Below are 14,494 nucleotides of genomic sequence, written 5' to 3'. Positions count from 1 at the left end.
AGTGATCCTGATTTACTCAGATTACTATTGCTTGCTGCTGAGTATAATAGATATTTTGAGATATCTTGGGAGGGTTGATTGATATGGGGGAGAAGAGCTGAGCAGAAAGATCGATAAAAGAATTCCTAACAGCCTATTTTGAGATACAGGTCGCCGATAATAGTTTGGTATCCAATGAAAGATGTCCTCACTCTTAGCCTTAATTGGATTGTGGAAAGAATAAATTCAAAGGTGCCAAGGATAAGAAAATACATTAAAGAGATGTTTCAGGCTCTGTTCCCACTTTGTCCAGTCATTACTGCTGCGCCTATCATATGCGCTAAACGCAGGGCTTCAGGCACATTGCCGTTATCAGTAGCTTGCTCAAGTATCTGGGCGGCAATGTTCGGGACACAGCCCTGTACCTGAAAGTAAAAATTACGGTGAGAATAAACCTTGCCTGCTTTAAGTAGAATCTCCCTGCGTAGTGAATAATCAGGGAAGTTTTTCAGGGCTTTATTAATGGCTGACATATCCGGTGGTTTACGCATTACCGCGATACAGGGGCGCTTCAAGGATTCAGCCAGTTTGGGGAGATCTATGATATTAAAGCCTCCAACGGCGACGCCATCAATCAGTACCACGTTAATCTGGGGGTAAAACTTGCTGCTTTGCAATATTTGCGTGATAACTTCAGTAGCATCCATGCCGTCTTTTTGTACCTCACCCCAGAGCATGCCTTCAAAGCGGGTATCGGTACATATTATCCCGCTGATGTTTACAGGTGAGCCCCGCTCTTTTTGGAAAGGGGCATCGTCAAAGCCAATAATGCGGAGTTTCTTCTTTAGGCGAAGAAGTTCTGCGATGGGCTTCATCGTTTATTTTTTCAGCTGCTGGAAAAGGTAAGGAAAGAGTTTTAGCTTCTCCTCCTGAGTAAGAGACTCTACCCGTTGGATATTATTTTCCGGAATAGCTTCCGGGTTTGGGTAAAGATCAATCATTTTGGCTAGGTTTTCTTCCCGCAGCAGGTGCAAAATCGGGTAGGGTGCCCGATTGGTGAGGTTCTCGGCATCCTCTGGGGCAGTACCTGCGAATTGATACTCCGGGTGGAAGCTGGCCATCTGATAGATACCTTCGTAATGGTTGCGCTTCAGTAGCCATTCGGCCTGATCGAGGAATTGATTGTAGTCAGCAAAATCCTTTAGGTAATTTGGAATAATCAGCAGGGTAGTCAGGAGTTCGTTTTCCGGCGTACTGTCGAGTCGTTGAAGCTCAGCAAGGAGGTCTGCCAGTAAAGCATCCTCGTTGTTTGCCTTACAGACCTTATAACGAATCTGGCCTGCGCGTAGTGGTTTGCGCGCAAAAGGGCAGAGGTTTAGGCCCACCACAACATCGGTGAGCCATTGTTCCACTGTCTGTGTAACTTGTTGCTCCATGTACCGGCTTACCACATCAGGTCGTCGGGGATCTGGAAGTCGGCGTAGGGGTCGTCTTCGTCCACCGAGGTCGAAGTTTCGGTAGGTTTGACAATGATTTCGGTATTGCGCTCGGCAATTTTGTCGGCGATCACTCTGGGTACCAGTTCAAACTGTTCACCCTGGGCGACAATCACCAACCGGCCGGCAATGAGATGATCCCGCAGGATTTCACTGACATAGATAGTTTTGATTTTTTTATCAAAGGTAAAGTTATAGGCGGTTTCACCTGAGTAGGGCTGGCGGTTGTTGTTCACCAGTTGCTTGATTTGTGCTGCGATGGCCTTCTGTTGAGCCGCAGCGTCACGTTCGGCATTCAGGGCGCGATCCCGTGCAGCCTTATCCGCACGCGCTTGCTGCGCGGCTAACTTTGTTTCATCTACCTGTGGTTGTGAAGATTTCTTTGCAACTTTCTGTTGCTTGCGCTTTTCCTTACCGATCTGTTTGGCTTTTTTCTTGTCGACGAGTCCTGCTTGTAACAGCTGGTCTTGCAGTGAGGCCATAGTATGTTTCCTGCAATAGTAATTGGATTGTGCCACCAGTAAGTTTGGTGGCTACTTGGTCAAAGTGTAATTGGGGGCTTACCCCTTTCATAGATGTGGGGCATTTTACCTGAAGATAGCCGCGGTGCTGGCAGGGAATTTGATTTAAGGGGTCCAGGGCTTACCAGAGGTAGCGGTAGCAATGATCTCATCGGGCTCTTTACCATCGCTCAACATTTGTGCACCCCCTGGAATCATTAGTGCTGAGCCCGTGGCAATTGCCACGCGTTTGCCGCTGGGGGTATCGATATTACAAGAGGAAACCCGTAGCTGGCGGCCGCGGTGAAGAACTTGCGCCTCGAGGATCAGGTCCCCACTGTTGAGCTTGGCCGGTCTGGCAAAGCGGATATGCATATCTAAGGTGGCAAATATACTGCCCGCCGGTAAGGTGGAATATACGGCCGCCCCCATAGTGAAGTCCGCCGCCCAGGCCAGCAGTCCTCCGTAGATAGACAGGGTGCCGTTAGAGAACCAGGGGGATGAGGGCATGGTAGAAATACAGCGGCCGTTCTCGATTTCGATGGCGCGGTAACCGGTGAGCAACCATACGGGGTGAATGCGGCCCTCATTGATGGTAGTTCGCTGAAGCTCAATAGGTACCTGTTCCGGCAGATGCCCCATATCACAGAAATAGGGCTTAGGTGGCGGTCTGAGATAGGGGTCTGGGGGATCGGTTGGTCCCAGGTCTGGCAGAGGTAGCTCCTGATCGGGATTGACTGGGAAGTCTGCAATTAGGCAGCGGGTACTTCCATAGGCGAGGGTTCTGCCATCTTGATCGTTGATCTGAATGCTGGAGAGCCCCACCTGGCTACCGGAATGCACAGTCGTGGCCCGGCCAACAATATTCTGAGTATTACTGGTAATTGGCCGGATAAAACACATATTCAACTCAGAAGTGCTAAGTACTTTACCGGCCGGGAGAGTCGTCCAAATTGCAGAGGCGAGGGGCGCGTCGGCGAACATCGCGTAAATACCACCCCAGTAGACCCCGGTGCCGTCTGCCAGCCAGGGAGTGATGGGCATTGAGTAAGTGGCTTTGCCCAACCCTGCTTCCGTTGGCTGCATACCTGTGAGCCGCCAAAAGGGCGGTCCCGGCAAGCTTCCACGAATATATCGTTTGAAAGTCTGTAGACCGGGTTGTTGCAACGCTCGCAGGTCGCAGATGGCACCACGATGAACTTCGTCGGTGATATTGGTCATCCCCCGCCTCCAATTTCATCTATTGAAAGATTAATGTGCAAGGGCTGGGTAAACGAGGGAATGTGGGCTGGATATGGCAGCAGGCACTATTGACCTGCCGCTATCTGGGTGGGCAAGCCTTATTGTGGTGAAAAATCTGGTAAATCCACCGTAAGAGTGGTTTTTTCGATTGGGCGCCCCTCCATGAACGAGTTGATGGTGTCTTGTATCGCTGGGGATGCCATAAATAAATTGTGACCGGCATTTTCTACTGTTACCAGTGTGGCATTACTAAGTCCTGCCATTGCCTCATGCTGGCTCTCTATGTACGTTCTGCCATCAAGAGTGCCACTGAATAGCAAAATGGGAATATTGCTATGGGGGTTGCTGCGAAAAGCATCACCCAGGTCCAGCTGCTCAGCCAAGCCATCGTAGTGATAGGAAAAGTTGAGATAGTCACTTAACAGGGCGGTTTTTGCTTGCTCCTTCACTTCAGACTTTCGCTGTGTGCTTATACCTGAGGCTATATCTATTGCCGTTGGCATGGCACTCAGGGAAATTGGAGAGCCTGGACTCAAGAATCCATCGGGAAAGTAGCGTCTGGGAACTCGATCGAAAGCCGGAACATGCCCCAAATCAAGAGCTCGATAGAAGCCTAACAAGTGGGCGACACTTTTGGGGTCGGCAATAAAAGCGGAGGCAATTTGTTGCATGTCTCTACGCTGAAGCAGGTACTCCAGAGTGTGGCCTTCCCGCTGAGGGATCTGGATTTTGACTGGGGCTCGCTCCAGCTTTGTGTGCACTCTATCGATAAGAACCTTGATGTCAGGGTAGGCCACTTTGGCTGCGGGTTGCTGGTCCAGGGCGAGTTGCAGTCGATCTAAATAAGAACCCGTTCGCGCGGGTAATTTAACAGTTTGATCCAGGCCTTCAGCACTGGAAAGGATCACTCTGTCTATGGAGTCTTCTATCTCACTTATTGCCGCTAGAGCAAGGTGGCTGCCGTAAGAAGTGCCCCATAACACAATCTTCTCTACCCCCAGATGTTGTTTCAGCGCCTCCAGGTCGCGAGCGTTTTCCAGGGTGTTGTAACCGGCTAGATCGACCCCCTTTTGATGCCAGAATGCTAGGCATTCACGCAGAGCTTCGCGATGATATTCGATGTATTGGCTATCAGTTGTTTTTTTCAGGGCGGGAACAACCTGCCGAGATTCACAGTGAGGCAGATCGTTGGAGCGGCCGGTGCCACGCTGGTCCAGGGCGATCACATCGCCGTACTCCCGCAAAGCCATAAACATATCAAAACGATAGTTGACGGCCATGATGCCCGATCCACCAGGGCCACCGGCAAGATAAATAATCGGCGGGCCCGACTTTTTTCCGGTTGCCGGAAAGCGTACATAGTGAAGTTTCAGCGAGCGGCTTTCTGGATTATTACGATTCTCTATTGCCTCAAAGAAGCCCTTATAGCCGTCTGCAGTCTGCTTATTCCAAGTCGTGAAAGTAAACGCCTCTTCATTAACAGGAGATTTGGCATGGGTGGTTGTTGTACCAACAAGGAGACTTAAAAGTAGAAAGACCTTTAAAAAATGGAAATTGAAAATAAAACTCATTGACTACAATCCTTCCCTAGAGTGAATTTTTTGTATTTTTATACTTGAAAAATCTTGATTGAGCCAGCTGATGGTAAAAGAGGTGAGTCTCTTACCTTTGCTGAAATAATTGAAACCCTTTCATATTCGTAAGCTTGGAGCTTTCAGTCTTGAATGTTATTGAGATTATGAATTGTCATTCAATTCAACCTCTTACTTCAATCGATGGTCCTATGGCTTGATTTCATAACTCTTTACTCTCCGAAGGGTATGCATTTGTACCATCTTGTGATTTGTTTGGTTGGCACTATCTATATGTGAGGACGGCTTTGCATAGAATGATTGGCAATTCTGAGTTGATGAGCATTGGGAATCTATCGTTGGAACAAGGTGGGGGCGGCACAGTTTGCTTGAAAGGTCCTCGATTGGTAGATTAAATTCGATTAATTTCGTTGATACTCAGCTTGAGGGTGAGAAGTGGGAAAATAGTTTTGGAGATTGTTTGATTTTTTGCTCTCAGTTATAAAAAGGCGTTTCATTTTGCTCAAATAGTCCTTTCAAGCATTTATCAAAAAATTTTGTGAGGTTATTCTGTTAACTCTCCTTAACGTGGTTGTTTATAATCTTCTTTCGCTGTGACCAAGTAGTTTTTATGTTTTGCTTGGCCTGATTTTTAGGGGGGAGTTGTTACAGATAAATAACAAGAATAAATTTCTGGATTTCGTGGATTTTGCATTGGTTGTTTGTCTAATCTTTTCTGTGTCTGGGGAGCACTAAATATCATTTGAATCACATGTGTGTTTCACTATGGATAATTTTTATCAAAAAGATATTTCAGCTTGGGTGGATAAGTATCGCCCAGGATTAAAACGATACTTTTCTTCTCGAGTAGCTTCAGCTGATGTTGATGACTTAGTGCAAGAGGTTTTTGCTCAATTACACTGGCACCTTAATCAGTCCGATATAGAGATAGAAAATCCAAGAAACTATATCTATACGGTAGCTAAAAATCTGTTGGTTAGTCACAGTCGGTACCACAAGTCTCGATGTCGAGCCTTCCATGAGTCACTTTCCCTTGATTATGAAATTCCCGATGTTATTACACCGGAGCGTACAGTAATAGGTATGCAGGATTGTCGGTGCGTCTTAAAAGCAATTCTGGGGCTGCCACCACGTGCAGGGGCGGCATTTAAATTTCACCGTTTTGAGGGGTTGACTTACCAGGATATTGCCGAACGCATGGGGATCTCCAAGGAATCTGTAAAGGAACTTATCCAGCGCGCATTAATTAGGGTTAGGCGGGCAGTGGAGGAGGTTTCATAACCTGTTTTTCTTGGATATTTAATCAGGCTATCATCCAATTAAAGATTGGTTAAGTACAAGTATTTTAAATTGCAGGTTAAGTCTATCTGTGCAAATTTTAGAATCTAGTACTTGAATTTACGCCTATTCACCTAAGCATATTGATGTTTGCCTCTCAAATAGAAAACTTCTCTACTTTTATAGTCTCCTTCATCTTCAGATGGTTTTTGCAGATTTAAAGATTTTCTAAAAAGCTATATTTATCCCCAATTGTAAATCCGCTTGCACTTACTTGAACTACACTCGAAAAGACCTTTTGGAGGCTAGTCTTTTTTATTTGTGAAAGGTGAGAGCTTCCTGCTTGAAATAAGTTACCCTTTTTAGTGAGTGTAACTCTGAGAAGACGGATTTTGTAACTTTTGGTCACCGCTATTGTTTGGTTGTGTTAATTGTTGTTTTATTTAATCTCCTTGATTTCTGGGGGCGAATATTTAGTAAATGTGGATCTGAAAATCTGGGGTTAGATCCCCCCGACTGTGCTGTAAATGCGTCTTAAACCTAGTTAGGCCTGAGATAAGGTGGTGTTTGGCTGACAGAAAAACAGAGAAAATATAATAGAGAGAATCAGAATGATGATGAGCCTGCGTAAGCAAAAAAATTTGATTGCACAAGCGATTCGTGCCACCAATCCGCTCAATCAAACAACGCCCTGGTACAGCGCTGCAATAGCCTGCCTGGTGATGTCTACCGTTTCCACTGCGGCCCTAGCCCAGGAGGAACAGGATACGGAAAGAAGTAGCCGCTCCAAACAGCCGATCGAGGAAGTGACGGTAACGGCCCAGAAAATTGAGGAGAGTATCCAAGATGTTCCTATTGCAGTTTCGGCACTCTCTGGGGATAGTATGGATGCCTTGAAGATCGAACGTGGTGAGGAACTACTACGGGCGATACCGAATGTAAATTTCTCCAAATCAAATTTTAGTACCTATAACTTTTCCATTCGCGGCGTTGGCACCAAGGCCGTTTCTGCCGCCACAGATCCTGCAGTGGCAGTGAGTTTTAATAATGCTCCATTGATTCGTAACAGGTTGTTTGAGCAGGAGTTTTTTGATGTTGAGCGGGTGGAAGTGCTACGCGGACCACAAGGCACATTGTATGGTCGTAATGCCACAGCTGGTGTGGTTAATATGTTGCCGGTTATGCCAGAGGATGAATTTTCCTCTGAAATTAAAGCGGAGATAGGTAGTTATAATTCGAAGCGTACTAGCGGTATGTTTAATTTACCCATTGGGGAGACCATGGGGTTACGCCTCTCCGGTGCTATGACCAAGCGCGATGGATTTGATACTAATACCTATACAGACAATGACGTTAATGATCGTGATCTTTATTCCACTCGGGCAATTTTTGAGTGGGAGCCTTCAGAAACATTTAGCGCCAATCTAATTTGGCAGCATTTTGAGGAGGATGATAAGCGTTCACGTACAGGGAAGCAGCTCTGCACGACAGATCCAGGCGTTTCAATGATTGGAGATGTTGAAGTACCAGAAAATTTCACAGGTTTTTTTAGTCAAGGTTGTTTACCCGGCTCAATCTATAGTGATGAAGCATATGGTACAACCAATGCTAAGGGGCTTGCATTTGTTGTTGCTCCACAAGCACTTCTTCAAGGCTATTATCCGGTAATGAAGGAATTTCTTCCAAATCCTTATGCCAATGCTGAGCAGTCCAGGGATTTGCGTGAAATTGCTACCAGTTTTGATCCTGTGTTTCGCGCTGAGAATGACTTGGTACAGTTAAATTTTGCATGGGAAATGAGTGATACTCTTACATTTTATTCCCAGTCGACTTATGCCAAGGACGACTATTACTCTTCCCAAGATTACAACCGGTATGTGTCAGACTCGATTTTTAGTGATTCTACTGAATATGGATTGGATCCAGGCCCTACGCCCGGTGGGATCTATACCGATCCACAGTTAGGTCCTTCGGATGGCGTCTTGGCAGTGGATATCAGCCGATCTGATAACAAACAGTGGAGTCAAGAATTCAGATTGCAAACATCCTTTGATGGCCCTTGGAATTTTGTTGTGGGAGCTAATTACCTAGATTTTAAGACTCAGGATGATTATTTTGTATTTAATAATATGTTCTCCCTGATTGCCGAGCATGTATACAATGGCGTTGATGATCCTGAGGCTGGTTTGGGTACAGAGAATTGCACGGATCCTCAGAACATTGAGGGTTTTCAAGATTGTATGTATGTGGATTACAACTCATTAGAGAATATTGATGAGGAAGGTCATAATTATTTCCTCAGTCGAAATCTAGTGGAAACACGATCCTGGGCTATTTTTGGTGAAACCTACTGGCAAATTAATAATGATGTAAAGCTTACCACTGGTCTACGCTACACGAATGATCGCAAGCGTTCCACACCGGTGCCCAGTCAGTTATTACTGGGAACTGAAACTGATAATGATACCGGTGAGATCGTTCCTGGCCCTGCCTCTGGAGGGCTGGTTTATAAAGGGTATCCGGAGGGTGATGCCGTTACTCAAAGCTGGAAGGAGTACACTGGGCGCGCTGTACTAGACTGGCGTACAGATACGCCCTTTACCGATGAAACTATGCTTTATCTCTCCTTTGCCCATGGTTACAAAGGGGGCGGCACCAATCCCCCTCGCGCAGATATTGATCCCAACGTTGTGCAATACCAACCTTTAGATGAAACTTTTAAGCCTGAATTTGTTAATGCAATTGAAATTGGAACAAAGAATGTTTTACTTGATGGCAGCTTAACTCTCAACGCTAATGCTTTTTACTATGACTATAGCGACTATCAAGTTTCCCAAATTGTTGACCGTATTTCGTTAAACGAAAACTTTGATGCAGAGAGTATGGGGATTGAGCTGGAACTAGCATGGCAGCTTACAGATAACACTCGGCTAGATATGAATATGGGTTACCTAAAGACCCGTATTGCAGATGGTGAAGAGTCTATTGATGTAATGAACCGTACTCAAGGACATGAGGATTGGTTAGTGGTTCGTCCAAGTCTTCAAGTTCCTTCTAACTGTGTTGCGCCGAAAGATGTAGTGGAGGCGACATTTGCAATACCATACCCATTAATGCTTTGGGCTTTATGTGATACTACGGGTAGATGGGGTTCTTTCACACCGGAAATAGAGTCTAGCCAGTATTTCCATGAGTGGCTAAATATCGACCCCTATAACCCGCTCACTGATGCACCGAATGGAGCGAGAGGCTTTGCCGCCGATTTAAGTGGCAATGAACTGCCAAATGCCCCACGGTTCACAGTAAATTTGGGAGTGGAGCATACAATTCCTATCGAAGATTGGGACCTAACTTTGCGAACTGACTATTATCGTCAATCAGAGAGTTACGCAAGGGTTTACAATACAGAGTATGACCGTTTAAAGGCCTGGAGTAACCTCAATGCTTCAGTCAGTTTGAGTCATCCTAACTCAGAATTGTATATGCAGCTCTATGTGAAGAATATATTTGATGATGCACCGATCACAGACATGTTTACTAATAGTGATGACTCAGGTCTCACCACAAATGTATTTACTTTAGAACCTCGTATTGTTGGGTTCAGTATAAGTAAAGGGTTTTAAACTCTGAGATTATGGCTGATTGACAGGTTTAAATGTTAATTGCCTCTTTAAGAGCACCTTGATCTGTTGGATAGGTTCTTCTGACAAATTGAGGTGCGTTTTTAAATGTAAACTTGCTATTTGATAATTTGCCAGTTTTTTGAATATTTCTTTATGAATTTTTAGCCGATTGCTAAAGCTTAGGTTCTTTGGTTGGTGATGGGTGAGTTGAGGGTAGTTAGGTTAGGTGGGTGTTTTGCTATAAGTCAATTAATTGTATAAGGGGCACCATCATGATTGCTGATAGTACCCCGTGCGTCTAAATTATAGGGGGCTATCTAGGGTACAGTGAATGATGATTGTGGATTGGTAGATACAACGCCATTTATAACGCAAGGAGATCCTGATCCAGTACTAGGTATTTGGGCATCATTAAAGGTAATTTTGCCTGTTGACTGGTCGAAACTACCATTCAAGTCTCCCGCGCAATTACCTGATACAGCTGCTACGTTTACATTTTTTAGGGTTACAGTATTGTTTGCATGTCCTACAAGGGCATATGGTAGCCCGCTAAAAGAAATAGTGCCGCAAATGTTAAGGAAACCTCCCGAGAGGGCCAGGCTTCCAACTGAGGCATCTGCTCCTGTAGAGTCGACACTTCCAGAAAGTTTACATTGAAGCAGGATACCTTTCTCTACTTCGAGGTTACCATCACTCGCTAGGGCGATTGCACCTGGGGGAGACCAGGTTTCTGCATTCGCCAGCCCGGCTATCCCAAAAGAGGCTAAACAGATAGAAGCAGCGGTAAGAATCTTTTTCATAATAATGGTGTTCCTAATATTTCTGTTAATTATTAATGCAGGCACATTACTTGATGCTTGGTCAATTTATATGCGCTACCTTTTGAAGCGTTCATCATCGCTGGAAAGTGATGAAACTTAGTTGACCTCAATAATAGGAGCCGACCCAGTTCCATCCCCTCCCATTTATAAAGACGAGTTGGGACGACCGTTGGGGGGATGTCTAGCCCAAATAGACGCAGATTTATTTGTGGGGCGTATTTTCTATCCTCAAATCCAGTCTATTAATAGGTTGGTTTTATTTATGATGGGCACGGGGGTAGCTCAGCGTTACATATAAAAAATTTTTATATTGTTGATGCTGACATTCGCAGATTTATATTATTTTTGTTCTGGGGATCTTTATTAAGATTTCTGATGTGTTTTGAGTTGTGCAAAGATATAGGAATTTAGGATTTGTTCTCTCATTAAATTCAACGAGTTAAAAGTGCTTATATAGCTTTTGGTTTGTCAGTCTTCTTAACTTTATTTCAATTCTTATTTCATGGTTTTTTATGAGATGGTTCCTCGGGAGTGTTATGACTGCTAATAACAAATCACCATCGGTGGCTGGGTCCCTAGTTCTGGGAAGGTTTTATTGATTGTAATTTTTCCATTGGGTCGATTTAAGCTACCGGTGTATTTCCAATCCTGAGCAGTTTAGGCAATATCGACTATTTATAGACTATCGTTAGTCTAATTTTCACTTGAGCTGGGAATTAAAGGAAATATATTTAAACATATCTAAATAGTTAGAAGTCCGATGAATAGCGTGAGGCTTCCAGTAAATGTTTTGTTGTGGATTGAATTAGCATAAACCGACAGCGTGTAATTTTGTATAAGTCTTTTGTAAAGCTTTAAATATCTAAATTAACTCGGGCAGGCTTTTGTGGGGCTTATTGAGCGTGTATTTGGCATTAAAGGATAAAAGCTATCACGTTACTGGCTAATTTGAGAAAGTCCTTGGCGAAGGGATAATCTGTACCAGTTTCTACTTCACAAGCCGTTTTTACTGTGACTGGGGACGGTTTTGTTTGGTTTTTGCTCTCCCTGCCCTGGACTCATATTGTTATACTCCGCGCCCTTGAAAGCCCCCCTATCTTATGACGGAGAATTTGATGTCTGATTCACAGTGCGACATTGGCTTTATTGGCGCTGGTGTGATGGGTAAGAACCTGATCTTGAACTTGGCTGATAATGGCTATCGGGTCTGTGCCTTCGATTTGGATCACAACCGGCTCAATGCACTGCTAGAACAGGATAAAAAGGAGCGTGGTGATCGGCCTGCGCGCGTGGAAACCTGTAATTCATACACTGAGTTATTGGCTAAGGTCAAAGCGCCACACTTGATCATTCTTTCTGTACCTGCAGGGGCGCCAGTAGATGATGTTTGTTGCAAACTGTTGGATGCTGGCCTCAAGGCTGATGATATTGTTGTGGACACGGGTAACAGCCTTTGGACTGACTCCGTAGAGCGTGCCAAGCGCTATGAAGGTAAGCTGATCTTCTTTACAACGGCAGTATCCGGTGGTGAGGTTGGTGCGCGATTTGGGCCGTCTCTGATGCCCAGTGGCGATCGCTACGCCTGGAGCCGTATCGAGCCCGTTTGGCACGCGATCTCGGCCAAAGTGGACAAGGCCAGTGGCCAGCCTATAGAGCGCTTTGAGCCGGGTAATCCGGTGAAAGAGGGTGAGCCCTGCGCGGCTTATATCGGCCCTATTGGTTCTGGGCACTATGTAAAAATGGTGCATAACGGCATCGAGTACGCGGATATGCAAATGATCTGCGAGGCTTACCATGTGATGCGCAGTGCCTTGGCGATGTCACCGGCGGAGATTGCCGAAGTGTTCCGTGAGTGGAATCGAGGTCCGTTAAACAGCTACCTGATTAATATCAGTGCTGAAGTGCTGTCCACCCTGGATTCTGTTACCGAACAACCGCTGGTGGATGTGATTTTGGATCGTGCAGGTCAGAAGGGGACCGGCCTTTGGACGGCTATCAGCAGTCTTGAAGTAGGCTGCCCTGCGCCGAGCATTGCCGAAGCGGTTTACGCCCGCTCCCTATCTACCCGCAAAATTTTGCGCACCCGCGCCGCGCAGAAACTCAAGGGCCCAGTTCTCACCCAGGTAGCGGCAGAGCAGCGTGAGGAAGTGATCCAGCAGCTGCACGATGCCCTTTACTGCGCCAAGATCTGTGTTTATGCCCAAGGTTTTGACCTGATGAAACTGGCTGCGCGGGAGCAGGGCTGGCAGCTGAACTTCTCGGAAATTGCGAGAATCTGGCGTGCCGGCTGCATAATCCGTGCGGTATTCCTGCAATCGATTAGTGACGCCTACGATCGAGACTCCAAACTCTCTAATTTGTTATTAGATGACTTCTTTACACAGCAGATCGCCGATCACCAGGCAAACTGGCGCCAGGCAGTGGCGAGTGCAACTCTCAATGGCATTCCGGTACCGGCGCTGTCTTCAGCTCTGAGCTATTACGACGCTTTCCGTTCAGAGTCCCTACCAGCCAACTTGCTGCAAGGGCAGCGGGACTTCTTCGGTGCGCACACCTTTTCACGGGTAGATCAGCCCGAGCAGCGCAAATACCATGTGTTGTGGGGTGAGCCGGGCCGACCAGTCGTGGAGATCTGAGCTTCAGAAAGCGACACTTTGACCTTGGGTGGGGCTTTCGTCCCGCTCAGGGTCAGGTTATTGTTCACTGCTCCATTCATTTCTTTTGCAGTAAAACAGGGCTATCAGAAGACCACTTCTTCTACTTCTCGCGCCAGCTCTTCAGCTTCAGAGCGGGAGGCTTTAGCGACCATCTCCTCTACGCTGGCAGATTCGATATTAACGCCACCAAAGGCATTGAGTAGATCCTTGATTAGGGCTGAAATTTCCAGTGCCATTACTGCGAAATCTGCATCGAAGCGCTGCGCCGCACTTTCGGCATCGGTGTTATCTGCCTTTTCCAGCAACTCATCGCTGAACTTTACCCGTTTCACGGAGAGTTGGTCGTCCACCAGGAAATCGACCCCGCCGCGCCAAACCAGCCCCAACTTGTGTACCTGCAGGCCAGCAACCAAGTGGTTGTGAATTTCCTCGGCGCATAGGTCTTGGTTTTTGCAGCGGATCACACTGCCGCTGTCCTTTGGGTCGCGCAGTTCGCATTCGTGTCCGAAATCAAATTGAGCGGGGGCCTCGGGAGCGGTGAGCCAGTGGGTCATTGTTTGTTGTGGCAGGTTTTTGGCTGATAGAGGGACTACCGCGAGGCTGCTAATGGCTTCACGCAGATTTTCCAATAACTCTTCAGCGGCGGAGGCAGAGGAAGCATCAACCACTACCCAGCCCTCCTGCGGGGCGATATAAGCAAAGTGCAAGCGGGACTTGGCAAAAGCCTTGGGGCGCATTTCCAGCAGTACCTCATCTTTGAGGTTTTGACGTTCCTTGCGGCCCACCTGTCGGGCCTCTTTTTCTGAAATGGCCTGGGCCAGTTCTTCTACTTTCTCATTGATAACGGCTGCTGGTAGAACTTTTTCTTGCTTCTTGGCGCAGACCATCAGGTAGCCATTGGTGGCATGTACCAATTGACTGCCGTGTCTGCCTAGGGGGGAGACCCAACCGTAGCGGACACTGTCCTGGCTACCGCAAGGCACAAATGCCTGGGCTTCCAGTAGCTCGTTTAGTTTTTCGGCACCCAGAGAGAATTCTTTGGTTAAGCGGTAAATACGAAGGTTCTTAAACCACATACATCAGGCCATTTGGTGTTCAGTTGCGTGTGCGGACGTTAATTATGCGGAAACTGGGGCGCGGCAGCTAGTGAGCTGTTTCCAAATGACGAATTGGTTGTTTTTTGTCCGAAAATTTGGCGGGGCAGGATAGAATGTGCATCATCAATGCCTGCAGAGATTGTAGGTTATTGTTCTTTCAGCAGGATGGTTGTAACGGGGCCGTTTTCTCTGTGAAAGCCTTTGTGGCT

General features: G+C 46.4%; 10 protein-coding genes. 3 read left to right on the top strand and 7 right to left on the bottom strand.

The annotated features are described in order from the left end of the window. Positions 1–266: 266 nt before the first annotated feature. From ACJJH9_RS13000 to ACJJH9_RS12980, 5 genes are all read right to left on the bottom strand, one after another. Positions 267–854 carry an endonuclease dU gene (locus ACJJH9_RS13000; RefSeq protein ID WP_444884251.1) on the bottom strand — a complete coding sequence of 196 codons (588 nt, stop codon included), beginning with the start codon at positions 852–854 and terminating at the stop codon, positions 267–269. A gap of 3 nt (positions 855–857) precedes the next feature. Then, a complete protein-coding gene (locus tag ACJJH9_RS12995) occupies positions 858–1,415 on the bottom strand; it encodes a DUF1415 domain-containing protein (RefSeq protein ID WP_444900264.1) in 558 nt (185 codons plus the stop codon). Between the two features lie 8 nt (positions 1,416–1,423). Further along, a complete protein-coding gene (locus tag ACJJH9_RS12990) occupies positions 1,424–1,957 on the bottom strand; it encodes a DUF2058 domain-containing protein (protein WP_252082489.1) in 534 nt (177 codons plus the stop codon). Positions 1,958–2,101: 144 nt separating this feature from the next. After that, positions 2,102–3,196 carry a PaaI family thioesterase gene (locus ACJJH9_RS12985; protein ID WP_252082487.1) on the bottom strand — a complete coding sequence of 365 codons (1,095 nt, stop codon included), beginning with the start codon at positions 3,194–3,196 and terminating at the stop codon, positions 2,102–2,104. Positions 3,197–3,315: 119 nt separating this feature from the next. Further along, positions 3,316–4,788, bottom strand: a complete 1,473-nt coding sequence (locus ACJJH9_RS12980) for an alpha/beta hydrolase (protein WP_444923025.1) — start codon at positions 4,786–4,788, stop codon at positions 3,316–3,318. Positions 4,789–5,574: 786 nt separating this feature from the next. On the opposite strand from ACJJH9_RS12980, the gene ACJJH9_RS12975 reads away from it, so the two are divergent. Next, on the top strand, positions 5,575–6,090 hold the full coding sequence (locus ACJJH9_RS12975) for an RNA polymerase sigma factor (protein WP_252082484.1): 516 nt from the start codon (positions 5,575–5,577) through the stop codon (positions 6,088–6,090). Between the two features lie 608 nt (positions 6,091–6,698). Then, complete coding sequence (locus ACJJH9_RS12970) at positions 6,699–9,710, top strand: TonB-dependent receptor (RefSeq protein WP_444884254.1); 3,012 nt, start codon at positions 6,699–6,701, stop codon at positions 9,708–9,710. A gap of 317 nt (positions 9,711–10,027) precedes the next feature. On the opposite strand, the gene ACJJH9_RS12965 is transcribed toward ACJJH9_RS12970, so the two are convergent. After that, on the bottom strand, positions 10,028–10,510 hold the full coding sequence (locus ACJJH9_RS12965) for a PraA/PraB family alkane oxidation protein activator (protein WP_252082480.1): 483 nt from the start codon (positions 10,508–10,510) through the stop codon (positions 10,028–10,030). A 1,136-nt stretch (positions 10,511–11,646) separates the two neighbouring features. Between ACJJH9_RS12965 and gnd the strand changes: the two genes are divergently transcribed. Then, positions 11,647–13,167 (top strand): NADP-dependent phosphogluconate dehydrogenase, encoded by a 1,521-nt coding sequence (gene gnd, locus ACJJH9_RS12960; RefSeq protein WP_252082477.1) that lies wholly within the window; start codon positions 11,647–11,649, stop codon positions 13,165–13,167. 104 nt (positions 13,168–13,271) lie between these two features. Here gnd and rdgC read toward each other — a convergent pair whose 3' ends face one another. Then, positions 13,272–14,264, bottom strand: coding sequence for a recombination-associated protein RdgC (gene rdgC, locus ACJJH9_RS12955; protein WP_444923024.1), 993 nt, complete (start codon positions 14,262–14,264; stop codon positions 13,272–13,274). Positions 14,265–14,494: the final 230 nt, after the last annotated feature.

Source organism: Microbulbifer mixtoriginis (SeqCode) (assembly GCF_052466715.1).
Note: the sequence above shows the minus strand (reverse complement) of the source record. Positions and strands in the feature narration are given on the sequence as shown.

Excerpts from the sequence above, each read along its gene's own strand:
- ACJJH9_RS13000 (WP_444884251.1), bottom strand. The coding sequence starts at position 854 with ATGAAGCCCATCGCAGAACTTCTTCGCCTAAAGAAGAAACTCCGCATT.
- ACJJH9_RS12995 (WP_444900264.1), bottom strand. The coding sequence starts at position 1,415 with ATGGAGCAACAAGTTACACAGACAGTGGAACAATGGCTCACCGATGTT.
- ACJJH9_RS12990 (WP_252082489.1), bottom strand. The coding sequence starts at position 1,957 with ATGGCCTCACTGCAAGACCAGCTGTTACAAGCAGGACTCGTCGACAAG.
- ACJJH9_RS12985 (WP_252082487.1), bottom strand. The coding sequence starts at position 3,196 with ATGACCAATATCACCGACGAAGTTCATCGTGGTGCCATCTGCGACCTG.
- ACJJH9_RS12980 (WP_444923025.1), bottom strand. The coding sequence starts at position 4,788 with ATGAGTTTTATTTTCAATTTCCATTTTTTAAAGGTCTTTCTACTTTTA.
- ACJJH9_RS12975 (WP_252082484.1), top strand. The coding sequence starts at position 5,575 with ATGGATAATTTTTATCAAAAAGATATTTCAGCTTGGGTGGATAAGTAT.
- ACJJH9_RS12970 (WP_444884254.1), top strand. The coding sequence starts at position 6,699 with ATGATGATGAGCCTGCGTAAGCAAAAAAATTTGATTGCACAAGCGATT.
- ACJJH9_RS12965 (WP_252082480.1), bottom strand. The coding sequence starts at position 10,510 with ATGAAAAAGATTCTTACCGCTGCTTCTATCTGTTTAGCCTCTTTTGGG.
- gnd (WP_252082477.1), top strand. The coding sequence starts at position 11,647 with ATGTCTGATTCACAGTGCGACATTGGCTTTATTGGCGCTGGTGTGATG.
- rdgC (WP_444923024.1), bottom strand. The coding sequence starts at position 14,264 with ATGTGGTTTAAGAACCTTCGTATTTACCGCTTAACCAAAGAATTCTCT.